Below are 15,152 nucleotides of genomic sequence, written 5' to 3' on the forward strand. Positions count from 1 at the left end.
ACGGCTGAAAGGAGCAACAAGATGAGCAACAAGCACGAAAAGACCGACAAGCCGACGGATGCCGATCTGCGCAGCGATCCCGGCATCGGCAGGTCCAAGGGTATGGACCGGAAAGACCCGCCCGTCGGAGGAGAGAACACCTACGAAGGTGATGTCGGGAACGACACCAATCCGCAGGGCGGGATCGATCCCGACCAGCGGGGGCGCACCAACAAGTAAGCGCTTGGGACCAAGGTGCACGTCCTTGGTCCTCTACCGCTTCGGTGGGCGGCTGGCCTGATCTGCCCAGGGCGGCGCCAAGGCTTATGCCTCCGCATCAAGCTGCCGCACCTGTTGCATCCTGGCTTGCCGGCCGCTGAAGTGGTCTGATAGCGCAGACAGGAGGCAAAGCGGGAACGGCATGAGACGGGTTTATCTGCTACTGGGAGGCTTGGGACTGGCAGGGCTGATTGCGGGACTTTTTCACCTGCAGCCCGGCCAGGAACCCCAAAACGTGACCTTCCTAGGCGAGGTCGTACCGCCCGACCGGATCGCCCTTGGCGAGACGCTTTACGCCGAAAACTGTGCCTCATGCCACGGCGGCAAGCTGGAGGGGCAGCCCGACTGGAAGACCCCTTTGGAAAGCGGCCGCATGCCCGCGCCGCCCCATGATGCCAGCGGCCACACCTGGCACCACGCCGACCGGCAACTTTTCAACATTACCAAGCTGGGTCTGGGCGCCGTGGTGGAGGGATATGAGAGCGACATGCCGGCCTTCGCAGACACACTGACCGACGACCAGATCCGCGCCGTTCTGGCCTATATCAAGAGCACCTGGCCCGCGCGCGAACGCGCGTTCCAGGATGATGTCTCGACCAGGGACGGCGCCCGCTGAGCGATCCTGAACGGGCGGTGCGTCCCGGGGAAGCCCCGGAACGGCGGCCTCAATCCCGCGACGACACAGGCGACTGCAGCGCCTCGTCGGCCTCGTCGGGTCCTCCGGCGGTTCCGCCCTCACCTGCCTCGATGATGTGCCCGTCGGCCGATCCGATGTCATCGGGGTCAAGGTCACGGCTCGGCGCGGAGGAGGTGTCATCCTGATAGCCCTCCGCCAAGGCATCGTCCTCCTCCAGCGCGCCCTCCTGGCGCAGTTCTTCCTGGGCGCGGGCCCAGTGCTCGGCCTCGCGGCCCTCGGGGCGGCCGTCGGCTTCCCAGATCTGGTGCGCGCGCTGGCGGATCAGTTCACTTTGTTCCATGGTATCCTCTCGTCATCCTGTTCTCCCCGAACCGGCCGCGCGCCTCAATGTTCCCGACCGGCAGGGGACGGCTGGTCGCGTGCAGCGGCGACAGGAACATATCCCCGCGCAGGCGATTGATCGAAGTCCCTGCCACGGAGATTTCTCATGATCGACACCAGGACCCGCCGGATCCTCGACCATCCGACAGGCACGCTCCTGATCCTGGCCCCTTCGCGGCCTGGTTTCGCTACCGGCTGGATTGAGCAGTGGCTTTCGCGAGGGCTGGGTGTCTTGACCATCGGCATACGCCTGCTGACCCGGCATGACCTGAGCCTGCGACAGGTCATTACGCTGCTGACCCGGGCCGCGGGCCGCGGCACGGCGGCATCCTGAACCTGCCGGACCGCCGCCGCGGACCTGCCGGCGCGGCGGCACGATGAATTGCGGAGCATCCAGCACATGAACGACCATCGACTTCTGTCCCGCGGCAACGCGGCCCGGGCGCTGTGGGACTCGGTCCGCACCAGCCTGTGGTTTCTTCCCGCCGTCATGGGCGTCCTTGCGCCGGTGCTGACCTTTCTGGCGCTGGCGACCGATCACTGGCTGGACCAGGGGCCAAAGGACAGCCTGCCGGGCCTGGTCTATGTCAGCCCGCCGGCTCAGGCGCGCGAACTTCTGGCGACGGTCCTGACCTCGATGATCACGATGGCCAGCCTTGTCTTTTCGATCACCATGGTGGTGCTGACCCTGGCCACCAGCCAGTTCGGCCCCCGGTTGATCCGGAACTTCATGGGCCGCCTGCAGACCCAGTTCGTGCTGGGCACTTTCGTGATGACGATCATCTACTGCCTGCTGCTGCTGTCCTTCATCCAGGCGGGCGACGAAGACGCGATGCATGCCTATCTGTCCGTCACGCTGGCGATTGGGCTGACCATCGCCAGCGTCGCCCTGATGGTCCTGCATATCCATGAACTGGCCGCCTCGATCATGTCCGAGACGCTGATCGACGCGGTGGGCCGCGAGTTGGACCGGGGTGTCGCAGACCTGCGCCCCCTGGGCGAGGGGGCCGATCCAAGGGACGCGCTGCCGGATGATTTCGAGGCGGGCGCCGCCTTCTTCGGTGTCCGGTCCTCGGGCTACATTCAGGCCATCGAGCTTCAACGGATCATCGACGCCGCCCGTGCGGCCGATGTCCTGGTCGGGCTGAAGCTGCGGGCCGGGGATTTCGCGATCCCGAACGGCCAGGCCTTCGGCATCTATCCGGCCAGCCGGGCCTCGGACAGGCTGGCGGATAGCATCGAACGCGCGATCACCTTGGGCGTGCACCGGACGCCGGTACAGGACCTTGAATTCTCGATCCGTCACCTGGTCGAGATCGCCGTGCGGGCGCTGTCGCCGGGCATCAACGACCCCTACACGGCGGTGTCGGTCATCCACCGGGTGTCGGCATCCTGGGCAGAACTGCTGCAGCGATCCGTGCCGCGCGGCGTCTTTCAGGACAGGGACGGGGTCCTGCGCGTGATCTGTCCGCGCCCCAGCTATGGCAGCCTGCTGAACGCTTCGTTCAGCCAGATCCGCCAGAGCGGATGCGACAAGCCGATCATCCTGATCCATCTGCTGAAGGCCCTGCAGGCGATGGCTCCTTGCGCCAATACCGGCGACCAGCAGGCGGCACTGCGGGATCAGGCCCATGCCATCCTGGAAGACGCGCGGCGCGAGATCCGCAACAGCGCCGACTTGGAGGATGTGGAGAAACAGGGCCAGCGGACGCTGGAGGTACTGGCAGCCATCCGCCCGGGCCGCGAGAGGGCTGTTGTTCAGACCGGATAGCCGTAGCGCTTGAGAAAGGCCCAGATCGCCCGGTTGAGGTCGCTGAGGTCCCCCAAGGCTTCGTCCAGGCGCGCCATCTCCTTCGCATCAAGCGGCTCGCATTTGCCGAACAGCACCCCGTCGCGGCGATCGGCGATCCGCATCAGGATGGTCGAGATCGAGCCCTGTTCAAGATCAAAGGACCAGATGCTGTGGTTGAACCGGTTCCGGGTCGCGGCAAGCCGGGTGAACCGCTGCATCAGGGCCAGCAGTTCGCGCCGTTCGTCGCCGGCGGGGCGGCACAGCTTGGCCAGGCGCTCGATCAGTTCGATGCGGGCCTGCGTCGACTTCAGCGACAGGAAAAGCACCACGGCGATGTCTTCGCGAACCCCGGCCAAGCCTGCCAGAAGGTGGATCAGCAGGCTTTCCGTGTTGCTCCAGGAATAGTTCATGACGCCGACGCGCAGCAGGACCGCGTCCAGGTTCTCCGCCATGGCGGGCGGCGTTCCGGCGGGCAGGCCGGGATGGTTCTTGATCATGGCCGCATGTCGCGAAAGCGGGCAGCGGCTTCCGTGCGGTTGGTTACGCCCAGCCTGCTGATGATGTTGTGGAGATGCAGCTTGACCGTGTGGTCGGACAGGCCCAGCCGCAGGGCGATGACCTTGTTCGGGTGACCTTCGGCGACCAGCTCCAGCACGTCGTATTGGCGGCGGGTTAGCCCCAGCAGCGGCAGCTCGGCCAGGCCGCCCGGTGCCGGGTTCCGATGGGGCCGGTGGTTCAGCAGTTCTTCGGGGACGTATTTGCCGCCATGCAGCAGCAGCTTCAGCAGCGAAAGCCAGACATCCAGCCGCACGTCCAGTGGCACGAAGCTGTGGATCGTCGTCGGCAGGCAGGGATCGTGGTATCGACGGGCCGCGGCCTCGGCATCCAGATAGGCGAGGACGATCCTGACGCGCGGTCCCGCAAGGCGCAGGGCAGCCTCGGTCGCGGCGCCCAGCGTGCCCTCGTCGACCAGCAGCAGGCGGACCGATGCGGTCTGTTCGGGTGGCATGGCCCCAAGCGCGTCAAGCGTCGGCAGGTGGATCAGGGGATGGTCACGGAATTCGTGGCTGGTCGCGCGCAGAAGATTTTCGGTGAAACTGCTGCGGCTTCCCACAAGCGCAAGCTCGGGGGGACGGCGGCAGCCCCGCAGGGGAATGCTCTGCGCCACGTCCTGTACATGTTCACTCATAACAGCCTCTTGATGTTGTCAAGGGAGTCGAGGGCGAGAACGCCTGATTGTTCCTCCATCTGATGAGACCGGCCGGCGCTCCCGCTGCGGCGGGGCAAAAAACTGCCGTCGGATTGCCGCCGGGCGGCCGTGGAATATGACCCGATTGTGGCTGCGAATGCACCGGATTTCCATATACCAAATGGGCTATGGACTGCCCGCAGGGGCGTGGCCGTCCTGCTCCACCCGGCCGTGGCAGGGCCCACCCTGCGGTGCTGCCCGTCAACCGCCCGGATGTCCGGCTTTCGCGATGACCTGGAACGCGCCACGCTTGGGGTCCGTCGAGGGCGCCCTTGATTGCCCAAGACGACCCGTGCCTGCGTTGGGGGGAGCCAGGCACGGATCAGTGTCGCCGTCCGCACCTGCTGCCGCCTTCTGGCGCGTGGGCCATTGCCCAGCAGCCGGCCCTGCGGTCCGCGACAGGTCCCCCGGAACGGTGCAGTTCCTTTGCTGCTTGCGATGATCCGGCAGCGGTCCTGCACGACGAACCGGAGTGTGAAACATGTCTGACAGCCGCAACTTCAACCTGTTCACCTGGCCGTTCAACGATCAGAGCCAGAGCCAGGATCAGGACCAGGACCAGGGACAGACGCAGGCCCAAGCCGAACTGCAGGCCCAGCTGCAGGCGCAGGGCCAGGACCAGGGACAAGGCCAGGATCAGGGGCAGGACCAAGGCCAGGATCAGGGCCAGTCCCAGAGCAGCGAAAGCTATAACAGCAACGCCAATGGCAATGCGAACGGCAATGCCAATGGCAACGGCAACATGAATGGCAATGGCAACCTGAACGGGAACGCCAACGGCAACCTGAACGGCAATGCCAACAGCAACACCAACGCGAACGACGCCGCGAACACCGCCTGGAACGCGGCCGCGAACCATGCCGCCAACTACACCGACGTGGCCACCAATGTCAGCACGACCGTGGATGTCGGCCTGGACATGGGAGGATGGGAGCCCACGGATGACGACTTTGCCGATCTGGACATCGACAATGCCGACGGCACGATCGAGACCCTGATCGTCAACCGCGACGGCAATGTCGTTCTGGGCAATGACGACGACATCAACCTGGAGAACATGCTGAACGACGCCCTTTCGGGAGGTGGCAACGACAGCGCCAACACGCTGGTCCAGTCGGGCCACATGGTCGACAATGACGTCCTGAGCAATCCGACGGTCTCGAACGACGGCACGTTCAACCAGAACGGCAGCGCCTATGGCGGGGCCGCGACGGCCGAGGACGGCATTGACGCGGGCGGCGCGGGCGGCACCGGCGGAGCGGCCGGCAATGCCAATGGCGGCAACGGCGCCGCGACGGCGTCCGGCGGCATCGCCCTGGCGGCCGGCGGCCTGTCGCTGTCGGGCAGCGGCGGGGATGCCGATGCGGAAGGGGGTGCCGGCGGGGCCTCTGCCGGGCTGGGCCTCGGCCTGGGTGCGGGCATGGGCGGCGAGGCCGGCGGCGGCGACGGCTCGGCCGACGCCGATGCGGATGGCGACGGCACGGGCGGCGACGCGACCGGCGGCGACGCGGGTGCCCTGGCCGCGGGGCTGGGCCTTGGCGCCGGAATGGGCGGCATGGGCGGCAGTGGTGGCAGCACCGGTGACGGCGGCGATGGCGGCGACAGCGGCGACAGCAGTGCCGGCTCTGGCAGTGGCGCGTCCGGTGGCGACGGCGGTGACGGTGGCGACTCGGGCTTCTTCGGCTCGGGCGGCGCGGGCGGTGCCGGGGGTACCGGCGGTGCGGGCACGGGCGGCGCCGGCGGCGCGACTGGCGGCGGCGGCTCCAGCAGCAACGACAGCATGGCCGGTGACGGGGCCGATGGCGGCGCCGGATCGGGCGCAGGCTATGGGCTGGGCGCGGCGATGGCCGAGGCGGGCGACGCGCTTGGCGGCGCCGGGATGGGTCTTGGTCAGGCCATGGCGCATGGCATGGGCGGCGCCGGAGGCTCGGCCGACGGCATCGGCACAGGCACCGGGGGCGGCTGGTCCATCGGCGGCGCAGGCGGCGCCACGGGCAGCACCCATGGCGGTGCGGGGGGCGCCGCGTCGGCGGGCGGCGGTGCGGCCTATGGTGGCCAAGCCTGGAACTCGGGCAGCGGCAATGGCGGTGAGGGCGGCTCGATCATGACGGGTGACGGGGGCTATGCCCATGCCGGCACCTGGGGATCGAACAACGGCGATGACGGCTATGTCACCGGCACGTCGTCCGCCTCGGCCGACGGCCTCTTGGAGACCACGGCCTTCAACCAGAGCATCGTGATGGGAGCGAACGTGCTGGGCAACACGGTCGACATGACCGTGGTGGGCGGCGACCTCAGCTCCAGCCTGGTCGGCCAGGACGACATGAGCTGAACGACCGGCGCAACAGGGACCCGCGCGGCACCGTCGCGCGGGTCCGCCAGCATATGCGGCCTTTAACGGGTATCGCTGCTCGACTGAACAGGGGAATTTGCGATGTTCTGCTCGGATGCGGCTTCAGAGTCGATCACTCATTTTATCGGATTGCTTGAACTGATGGAGACACGGGCGCGCCTGCGCCTGGACTATGACGAACTGGTGGCGGTGCAGGCCCAGTACGAGCTGGGCGATCTGGTCGAACTGAGCCAGGACGTGCCCCACCCTTACGTCTTTCGCGACATGAGCGCCATCATCCGACACGCACCGCCACCGCTGTCCTCTGACGCGGTCGCGAACGGCGCCTTCTACGGCTATGGCCCCGCCACGATCCCGCCGCTGGCGACGGGACCGGCCCCCCATCAGGGGGGAGAGGGCGATGCACCGGCCTTCCGCCTTGGGTCGGATGCCGGCATGCCGGATTTCACCATGCCCGCACCCGGATCCGTCGCCGCGGTCATCCTCCAGCACCTGCGCCTGTCCGACGAAGATCTGCTGGATGCCGACCGGATGCAGCATGTGACGCTGGACCTGCTGCAGGCAGAGCTGGACGGGCTGGTGGCGCAGGCGACCGCCCTTGGCGTCGCGCCCGGCCTGACCCTTCCCGAGACCGAGGCCGATTTTCTGGAGATGGCCTGTGCCGTGCAGCGGCTGGCGTCGCCCCAGGATGGGGACCTGTGGGGCGCGGAGGCCCAAGGCACCCACCTGGACGGTCAACCGGGCGGCGCGCGTCCCGACATCCAGGACCTGCTGCCCGACGCCGTCAAGGAGCGCCTGGCGCAAGACGACGCGGATGCCGGCCCGACGCACCAGGTCGTCCACGGTGCAAACATGCTGGTGAACGAGGTCATCCTGACCGCCAGCTGGATCTCGGCGCCGGTGATGGTCGTGGGCGGCGACAGCATTTCGGTCGATCTCATCTCGCAGGTGAATGTTTGGCAGGACGCCGATCTGGTGACGGGCCCGTCGGGCGGCAGCTGGGACAGCTTTGGCGGAACGACCCGCGGCATCAACTTTGCCGAGTTGGTCCACCGGTCGCCCACGCAGACCGTGCCCGCGCAGGGGGACGAGGCGGCCCCGCAATTTTGGGCGGTGACGACGATCGAAGGCAGCCTTGTCAACTTCAACTGGATCGTCCAGCACAACTATGTCAGCGACAATGACGTGACCTCGATCACGCTGACGGCGTCCAGCACCACGCTGATCTTCGGGGCCAACGGCGCCGTCAACGAAGTGTCGCTGTTCGAACTGGGCTTTCATTTCGACCTGATCGTCATCGACGGCAACCTCATCAACCTGGCCGCGATCTTCCAGACCAACGTGCTGCTGGACAGCGACCACGTCACCCTGCGCGATGCCGGGGGCCGGATCAGCAGCGGGGACAACCTTCTGGTGAACGACGCCTCGATCCTGCAGGTGGGGCAGGCCGGCCATGTCACGGCGACAGGCGGCTACCTGAAGCTGCTGGCCGAGGGCCCGGACGGGATGTCGTCGGGCGTGCTGCAGGACGGGGCCTTCGCGGGCACCGAGATGCTGCGCGTGCTGCACATCAAGGGCGACCTCGTCTCGGCCCAGATCATCGAGCAGATCAACGTCCTGGGCGATGCCGACCAGGTCGACCTTCTGGCCGCGCAGGCGATGGAACATGTCGGCGACGTCACCGTCGTCACGGGATCGAACGTGCTGATCAACTCGGCCCATATTGCGGAATACGGCGTGGATGCGACCGTCCATACCCGGGGCGGCGTCTATTCCGACGCGCTGATCCACCAGGCGGAACTGGTTGATCCCGGCTCGCCCCTGGGCGGACCGGGCCTGGCCAGCGAGGCCGTGGTGTTTCTGGCCGACGCGATGGGGCCGCAGGGGGATGACAGCGATCTGGCGCCCCACATGATCCCGTCGGACGCCATCCCCGTCGATCCCATGCAAACGGTATTGTCATGACGACAGAACGACTGCCGCCCGATCACCCACGGCGCGGCCCCGGCAGAGCATCCCCAACAGGGACCGCCGCCCTGAACCATGGTCCCACGATCGAGGCCGAGGCGGGCCGCGTGCCGGCAGGCCCGGCGCCCGCCCCCCTGAAAGGCCGTGGCGCCTTTCACAAGCGGGTCTCCGAGACCGACATTTCGGGCGCGATCGGCCGGGCCCTGCGCGCGGTGCGGCTGAACCTGCTGGCGGTGATGGTCTTTACCTGCGTAACGAACATCCTGGTGCTGGCCATTCCGCTCTACCTGTTCCAGATCTCGGACCGGGTGCTGACCAGCCGCTCGACCGACACGCTGGTCATGCTGACGCTGGTCATCGTGGGCGCGGTGATCCTGCAGGTGACCTTTGACGCGATCCGACGCTTTATCCTGATGCGCACTTCGGTCGACATGTCGGCGCGGCTTGGCGCGCCGATCCTGGCGGCGGCGGCGCGCGCGTCGCTGCAAAGCAACGGGCGCGAATACCAGACGCTTGGCGATCTGCAGCAGCTGCGCAGCTTTCTGGTGTCGGGAACCCTGCTGGCCTTTCTCGACCTGCCCTTCGCCCCGCTGTTCGCGGTCGCGATCTTTCTGGTGCATCCGCATCTGGGCCTGATCGTGCTGGGCAGCGCGCTGCTGTTGCTGATGATCGCCCATGTCAACCAGCGCATCACCGAAAAGGCCTTTGCCGAGGCGAACCTGCATCAAAGCCGGGCGAACCTGCACCTGGATTCGATGTCGCGCAATTCCCAGATCATCAACGCGCTGGCGATGATCCCCGAGGCGGTGACCATCTGGGGCCGCGACAGCGCGGCGTCGATGCGGGCGCAGGTGCGTGCCCAGGACCGCAACATCGCCAGCGCGGCGGCGTCGCGGGGGGTGCGCCTGCTGACTCAGATCGGCATGCTGGGCTGGGGCGCCTATCTGGCCATCCTGGGCGACATCACGGGCGGGATGGTGATCGCCGCCTCGATCATCGCGGGCCGGGCGCTGTCGCCGATCGAGGGCGCCATCGAGGGCTGGAACAGCTTTGCCCTGTCGCGGGCCAGCTTTCGCCGGATCTCGGCCCTGCTGACCGCATCGCCGCTGAACCAGGACCGGCTGCTGCTGCCGCGCCCGCAGGGGCGCCTGGATGTCGAGCGCCTGCTCTATGTCCCGCAGGGGACCAAGCGGGTGGTCCTGAACGCGATCACCTTTTCCCTGACGCCGGGCACGTCCTGCGCGATCGTGGGGAATTCGGGGGCCGGCAAGACCACGCTTGGCAAGATGCTGGTGGGTTCGATCCTGCCGACCTCGGGCAGCGTCAGGCTGGACCTGATGGACCTTCGCAACTGGGACCAGCGGCAGCTGGGGGAAAGCATCGGTTATCTGCCCCAGGACGTGCAGCTGTTCCCGGGCTCGATCAAGCGCAATATCGCGCGGATGCGCGACGACGCGACGGATGAACAGATCTATGACGCGGCCGAACTGGCCGATGTCCATGACATGATCGCGCAGCTGCCCGAAGGGTATGAAACCATCGTCGCCGCCGACGGATCTCCCCTGTCCGGCGGGCAGAAGCAGCGCATCGCGCTGGCCCGCGCCTTTTTCGGCAACCCAAAGCTGATGGTGATGGACGAGCCGAACGCCAATCTGGATTCCGCGGGCGACAAGGCGCTGGCCCGTGCCATGGGACATGCAAAGCGCAGCGCCATCACCGTGGTGGTGGTCACGCAAAAGGCCTCTCTGCTCAGCCATGTGGACAACATCATGATGCTGGCCGACGGGCAGATCGCCATGTTCGGGACCCGCGACCGGATGCTGAAGGCCCTGGCGGAACGTGGCGGCCTGGGACAGGGCGCCGTCCGCGGTGCCGCAGCCCCCGCCCCGGTTGCCGCGCCGGCTGCCGCGCCCGGCGGCGCCATGCCCGCCCCTGCATGAGGATCTGACCATGGATTTTCCCCGAACTCCCGCAGCCGACTGGTCTCAGGATCTGCCCCGTTCGGTCTGGCGCCATGTGCTGTTCGGCCTGGTCCTGCTGGCGGTCTCCTTCGGCGGCTTCGGGGCCTGGGCCTTTCGCGCGCCTCTCGCGGCGGCGGTCCTGGCCGCGGGCAGCTTCGTGGCCACCGGGCGCAACAAGATCGTCCAGCATCTGGAAGGCGGGATCATCGCCGAGATCCGCGTCAACGAAGGCGATCAGGTCCAGGCGGGCCAGCCGCTGCTGCTGCTTGATCAGACGTCGGCCCTGGCGAACAAGCGCGAGCTGATGCTTCGCCGGGTCCGCCTGGAGACCATCGCCGCGCGGCTGCAGGCGGTCTATGCGGGAACGGAATCGGTCGACCTGTCCGATTATGTCGCCCAGCTGCGCGGCGACCCGGAGATCGATGCCATGGTCGAGGAGCAGCTGGTGAACTTCGTCGGCTCGCGCGCAAAATTCGACAGCGACATCGCCCTGCTGACCAGCAACATCCAAGCGGCCCGAGCGCGGCGGGAGGGGCTGGAGGAACAGCTGACGGCGCTGGAACGGCAGGTCGTCCTTCTCGAGGAGGATCACGACGCGCGAACGCAGTTGATGGAGCGTGGCCTGGTGCGCCGCAGCGAGGTCAACGCCCTGCGCCGTGCCTTGGCCGAAGCCGACGGCGAGGCGGCCAGGCTCCGCTCGATGATCCGCGAGACGACCGAACTGACCCAAAAGGCGCAGCTGCAGATCACCCAGGCCCGGAACGAGGATCGCCAGCAGGCGCTGGACGAGATGCAGGTCGTGGAATCCGAGCTGGACAGCATCAGGGAACAGTCGCTGAAGGCGCAGGACATCCTGGAGCGGTCCGAGATCCTGTCCCCCGTGGCCGGGACCGTCGTGCGGCTGCACTATCACACGATCGGCGGCGTCATCGAGGCGGGCAAGCCCATCATCGAGATCCTGCCCGACGACGTCCCGCTGATCATCGAAGCCCAGGTCCCCCGCACTGATGTCGACTCATTGACCGTGGGGCATCCGGCCTCGGTCCGGCTGACCTCGCTGAACCAGCGCACGACGCCCGTGCTGATCGGTCGGCTGATCTATGTCTCGGCCGACGCGATCCCGAGCGACACCGACGGCGCCCGGCGCGAGGTCTATCTGGCCCGCGTCGACATTGCGCCCGACGAACTGTCCCGGGTGCACGGCTTTACCCCGACCCCCGGTATGCCGGCTGAGGTGATGATCCAGACCGAGTCGCGGACCTTCATGCAATATCTTCTCAAGCCCGTCCGCGACTCCTTTTCGCGGGCTTTTCTTGAAAACTGAGCCACCTTGCGCCGGTAGAACTGCGGACGCCGGCTTTGGAGCCCATCCGAAGACTGATCGAGATCTTCACCGTCCACGTTTCGCCGAAAGGCGTTAAGGGAGCTTGAGAGAGCAATGGCGGCGCTGGTTGGTCTTGCGCAAGGCCAGACAACAAAAAGCCCGCTGGGAAGCGGGCTGTATGCGGGTTCGGTATTTTTGGTTGCGGGGGCAGGATTTGAACCTGCGGCCTTCAGGTTATGAGCCCAAAGTCGAGCGATGCCAATAACTAAGGAAAACCAATAGCTTACGCCGCAAGCCTTTGTTCCTGCTCGATTTTCATCCCCACATACATTAGCATTCGCACGGATTCACCTGCAAAACCAAGGCGAAACGTGCATTCGCGGGTTGATGTGGTGTTGATGTAGCCCGGCACCGCTTCTGCTCCTTTATCATCGCTCGTCCCAGCATCGAGAGATCACCTCCGGTAGCTCTCCAGCCCGAGCTCGGCCCACATCCACGAGAAATCATACTCGGCAATCGGACCCTCGCCATGCCCGGCGCTGCGGTTTTCGATGTGCTTCAGCCAGCCGATCACTTTCTCACGCCCCCCGGCCGTGCGAACGGCCTGCCGCGGCGACTTGCCACCCAACGCCGGGATCGGCGCGTCCAGCGTTTCGCGGTAATGCTTGTCCAGGTGATCCCGCATCAGTTGGCGAGCGATTTCAGGAGGGATTTCGTCTGCGGTCTCGCGCGGCCCGTCACGCCGTTGGTCGGCCCGCATCTGCTCAACCGTCCGGATCGTGGTCAACTGTGGCCTCAGCAGATCGCCGGCAGCCGCGCTGATCAACGCCTCGACCTTTGCCGCGCGCCCGGCCGAGTTGACGGTCACGAGCAGCGTCTTGCCCTTCAGTTCCAGCGAGCCCAAGACGGTGGCTCCCTCCATCTGCGTGTCCAGCATGATGCCGCCGCTTCCCTTGCCGCCGCGCCCCTTGCGCGTGGCCAGCCAGTTCCAGAACTTCGGCCCCTCGGGCAGGAAGTCCTTTACCTGGTCCAGCCGCTGGGCAATCGCCTTCTGCGTCACTCCGCTGGCGAGCGGGAACCGCAGATCGTGGAACAGCACATCATCGCCGTCCGAATTGGTGAACTGCGGCTGCGCCGGGGTGAGCGCACGGTCGATCTCGATGAACAGCCAGGCGGAGGTGAAGATTGGCGCGCAGCTCATCAACTGGTCGCGGGAGAGCCGCAGCGCATCGCGCTTCTTCAGTTTCAGGGCATCGCGAAGCCCGGCGAACAGGAAGTCCACCGCCTCGGCGCGGAAGGGCAACAGCGCCCCGGAGATGACATGATGATCGCGTTCGGGCACAACACGCACAGCGATCCTGTCCCACTGCTTCAGCGTCCGCGTCGCGGATTTCTCCCGCACCGTGACCGGCACGGCATCCGACAGCAGATCGCGTAGAACCATCGAGGCGCCGGGCTGGACATCGCTGACCTCGTACAGGCTGACCGGCGCATCCCGCAGCGCGGCGAAGTAGGCCCGGTTCAGCGCCGTTTCCTTCCAGCCGCGCCGCTTCAGGTAGAGATCGACGATGTTCCCGTCGTCATAGCGCTGCCCGAGGAAATCCTCGAACCCGCAGCCCCAGAGCACGCCTGACCATTGCTCACCCAACAGGTCGGCCAAGCCGTCATGGTCGATCTCGAATTCCTCGAGCGCGGGCATCAGATGTTCGGCGACAACATCCTGCAGCCGTTCGCGCCAGTCACCCTCCCGGCCGATGAAGGTCAGAAGGCTGGAAATGTCATTGCGTTCAGCCATAACCAGCCCAGTCCACGCCGGTCTAACGACCGATCTTTCGTTGGATATCATCGCGCTGGGCAGCCATTGCCTCAGCGCGCACTCGCCACCCTGCATCGATTTGGCTGGCTTCGACGAGACGTCCGGTGAGCCGCCTTGCCACCGTGAGCTTCTCGCGGCCAAGCGGCAAGTCATCGAACAGCTTCTGGTCCTCTGCAATACGGACCTGCCGCCGGTTCGGCAACCGGAGCCCGTTGTTGGTGACAACGACCCCGGTGACGATCCGCGGCTGACCGGGCCGAAAGAGCTTGGTCTTGTGCCCATGCAGGTGCCGTTTGCCGATGGCCCTCCTGGCTTCGAACAGGAGGCGCCGCGTCGCCCCTGCGCCCGTGAAGACAATGTCGTCTACGTAAACGGTCATCCTGCAGCCGGATGCCTCGGCCAAGACCGCAAGTTCATCAAACAGGTCTTCGTAGGCGAAATACGAGACAATTGGGCTGGCGCTGCTCCCCGTCGGCAGATGCCCGTCCACCGTCAGCAGCTTCGCGAGCATTCCGGCAACATCACCGTCGCATGCCATCCGGTCGAGGAAGAAGTGATAGACAGCCTGAGCCCGCGCTGACGGATAGAACCTACGAACATCGATCTTGACGCACCCGTCATCGACGGAATGTGCTGCCGCATTGGAGATGTAGGATCGCCCCTTCTTGGCCGAGTGCAGGTAGGGCGGCGTGTCGATTCTGGCCAAGAAGGTTGCGATCCTGCGATGCACCCGCGCAAGCCTCGGCCTCGGCTCCTGGATGGAGCGCCCGGACTTCCTATCGACCCAGCGTTTGTAGAGATCGGCATCGGCAAGAAGCGCGTCCAGTTCCGCCCGAGAAAGCCTCAGACGATCTGCCAGCATCTGCGGGCTGGTGATCTTGTACAGAATGGACTGGTTCCGCTGGTAGCTCACCGGCTCGCGCCCCTGAACTCGGAAATCGTTGCGGCCCAATCCAGCATCTTCAGCGCCTTGTCAGCGACGTACACCCGAATGGCGTCAGCCTTTCCGGCCTCATCCACGCGCTCCGCAAAGAGCATGAGCGACGACATCGGTATGTCAAAGGTAGCGGAATATTTCTCGAGAACTGCCAGCGAGACCTTCTTCTCGCCACTCTCGATTTCCGAAACATAGGATTTAGAAAGCCCGACGCGTTCGGCCACGTCAGCCTGTGTCAGGTCATGGTAGACCCGTACCAGGCGAAGAGCTTCGTTGAGCATTGTTCTCCCATCCTCTGCAGTTGAACACCTAGGAGCCGTCTCGGAAGATCAGTCGCGCCAGATACACGATGGTTTTCACCACCCAGAACGCGACCATCAGGGTCCGACGTTTCCGAAGAACACGCCGAATCCAGCGACGGATCCACTGCCCGGTGCTCAGGGGCTTCACGGGTTCATTTCCCATGTCGCAACCTC

The 15,152-nt window shown here is 66.0% G+C and carries 15 protein-coding genes and 1 tRNA gene; 8 read left to right on the top strand and 8 right to left on the bottom strand.

Annotated features, from left to right (window positions below; all coding sequences use genetic code 11):
- The first annotated feature begins 21 nt into the window (after positions 1-21).
- Positions 22-219 (top strand): hypothetical protein, encoded by a 198-nt coding sequence (locus tag ACZ2G3_RS14965; RefSeq protein ID WP_470396791.1) that lies wholly within the window; start codon positions 22-24, stop codon positions 217-219.
- 181 nt (positions 220-400) lie between these two features.
- Entirely contained in the window at positions 401-874 is a 474-nt protein-coding gene (locus ACZ2G3_RS14970; RefSeq protein WP_470396792.1) for a c-type cytochrome, read from the top strand.
- 49 nt (positions 875-923) lie between these two features.
- On the opposite strand, the gene ACZ2G3_RS14975 is transcribed toward ACZ2G3_RS14970, so the two are convergent.
- The gene (locus ACZ2G3_RS14975; RefSeq protein WP_470396793.1) at positions 924-1,235 is read right to left on the bottom strand and encodes a DUF2934 domain-containing protein; all 312 of its coding nucleotides are present in this window, start codon (positions 1,233-1,235) and stop codon (positions 924-926) included.
- Positions 1,236-1,382: 147 nt separating this feature from the next.
- On the opposite strand from ACZ2G3_RS14975, the gene ACZ2G3_RS14980 reads away from it, so the two are divergent.
- Positions 1,383-1,610, top strand: coding sequence for a hypothetical protein (locus tag ACZ2G3_RS14980; protein WP_470396794.1), 228 nt, complete (start codon positions 1,383-1,385; stop codon positions 1,608-1,610).
- A 66-nt stretch (positions 1,611-1,676) separates the two neighbouring features.
- Positions 1,677-3,047, top strand: a complete 1,371-nt coding sequence (locus ACZ2G3_RS14985) for a DUF2254 domain-containing protein (protein ID WP_470396795.1) — start codon at positions 1,677-1,679, stop codon at positions 3,045-3,047.
- Here the strand turns inward: ACZ2G3_RS14985 and ACZ2G3_RS14990 are convergent.
- Together ACZ2G3_RS14990 and ACZ2G3_RS14995 are read right to left on the bottom strand one after the other, a co-directional pair.
- Entirely contained in the window at positions 3,035-3,565 is a 531-nt protein-coding gene (locus ACZ2G3_RS14990) for a hypothetical protein (RefSeq protein ID WP_470396796.1), read from the bottom strand. The two genes, ACZ2G3_RS14985 and ACZ2G3_RS14990, sit on opposite strands and share 13 nt — an antisense overlap.
- Complete coding sequence (locus tag ACZ2G3_RS14995; RefSeq protein ID WP_470396797.1) at positions 3,562-4,257, bottom strand: helix-turn-helix transcriptional regulator; 696 nt, start codon at positions 4,255-4,257, stop codon at positions 3,562-3,564. Before ACZ2G3_RS14995 ends, ACZ2G3_RS14990 begins: the two co-directional genes overlap by 4 nt.
- Before the next feature lie 541 nt (positions 4,258-4,798).
- On the opposite strand from ACZ2G3_RS14995, the gene ACZ2G3_RS15000 reads away from it, so the two are divergent.
- The 4 genes from ACZ2G3_RS15000 (at position 4,799) to ACZ2G3_RS15015 (ending at position 11,923) form a co-directional block, all read left to right on the top strand.
- Positions 4,799-6,649 (top strand): hypothetical protein, encoded by a 1,851-nt coding sequence (locus ACZ2G3_RS15000; RefSeq protein ID WP_470396798.1) that lies wholly within the window; start codon positions 4,799-4,801, stop codon positions 6,647-6,649.
- A 150-nt stretch (positions 6,650-6,799) separates the two neighbouring features.
- Positions 6,800-8,635 carry a hypothetical protein gene (locus tag ACZ2G3_RS15005; protein ID WP_470396799.1) on the top strand — a complete coding sequence of 612 codons (1,836 nt, stop codon included), beginning with the start codon at positions 6,800-6,802 and terminating at the stop codon, positions 8,633-8,635.
- On the top strand, positions 8,632-10,578 hold the full coding sequence (locus tag ACZ2G3_RS15010) for a type I secretion system permease/ATPase (RefSeq protein ID WP_470396800.1): 1,947 nt from the start codon (positions 8,632-8,634) through the stop codon (positions 10,576-10,578). Before ACZ2G3_RS15005 ends, ACZ2G3_RS15010 begins: the two co-directional genes overlap by 4 nt.
- Before the next feature lie 10 nt (positions 10,579-10,588).
- Positions 10,589-11,923 carry an HlyD family type I secretion periplasmic adaptor subunit gene (locus ACZ2G3_RS15015; RefSeq protein ID WP_470396801.1) on the top strand — a complete coding sequence of 445 codons (1,335 nt, stop codon included), beginning with the start codon at positions 10,589-10,591 and terminating at the stop codon, positions 11,921-11,923.
- A 196-nt stretch (positions 11,924-12,119) separates the two neighbouring features.
- Here the strand turns inward: ACZ2G3_RS15015 and ACZ2G3_RS15020 are convergent.
- From ACZ2G3_RS15020 to ACZ2G3_RS15040, 5 genes are all read right to left on the bottom strand, one after another.
- Positions 12,120-12,216 (bottom strand) — tRNA-Leu (locus ACZ2G3_RS15020).
- Positions 12,207-12,335, bottom strand: a complete 129-nt coding sequence (locus tag ACZ2G3_RS15025; RefSeq protein WP_470396802.1) for a hypothetical protein — start codon at positions 12,333-12,335, stop codon at positions 12,207-12,209. The genes ACZ2G3_RS15020 and ACZ2G3_RS15025 overlap by 10 nt, the downstream gene beginning before the upstream one ends.
- Positions 12,336-12,377: 42 nt before the next feature.
- Positions 12,378-13,718 (bottom strand): DUF7986 domain-containing protein, encoded by a 1,341-nt coding sequence (locus ACZ2G3_RS15030; RefSeq protein ID WP_470396803.1) that lies wholly within the window; start codon positions 13,716-13,718, stop codon positions 12,378-12,380.
- Between the two features lie 22 nt (positions 13,719-13,740).
- On the bottom strand, positions 13,741-14,652 hold the full coding sequence (locus ACZ2G3_RS15035) for a reverse transcriptase family protein (RefSeq protein ID WP_470396804.1): 912 nt from the start codon (positions 14,650-14,652) through the stop codon (positions 13,741-13,743).
- Entirely contained in the window at positions 14,649-14,957 is a 309-nt protein-coding gene (locus ACZ2G3_RS15040; protein ID WP_470396805.1) for a helix-turn-helix domain-containing protein, read from the bottom strand. The genes ACZ2G3_RS15035 and ACZ2G3_RS15040 overlap by 4 nt, the downstream gene beginning before the upstream one ends.
- Positions 14,958-15,152 lie beyond the last annotated feature (195 nt).

Source organism: Paracoccus sp. KKT209 (assembly GCF_055635455.1).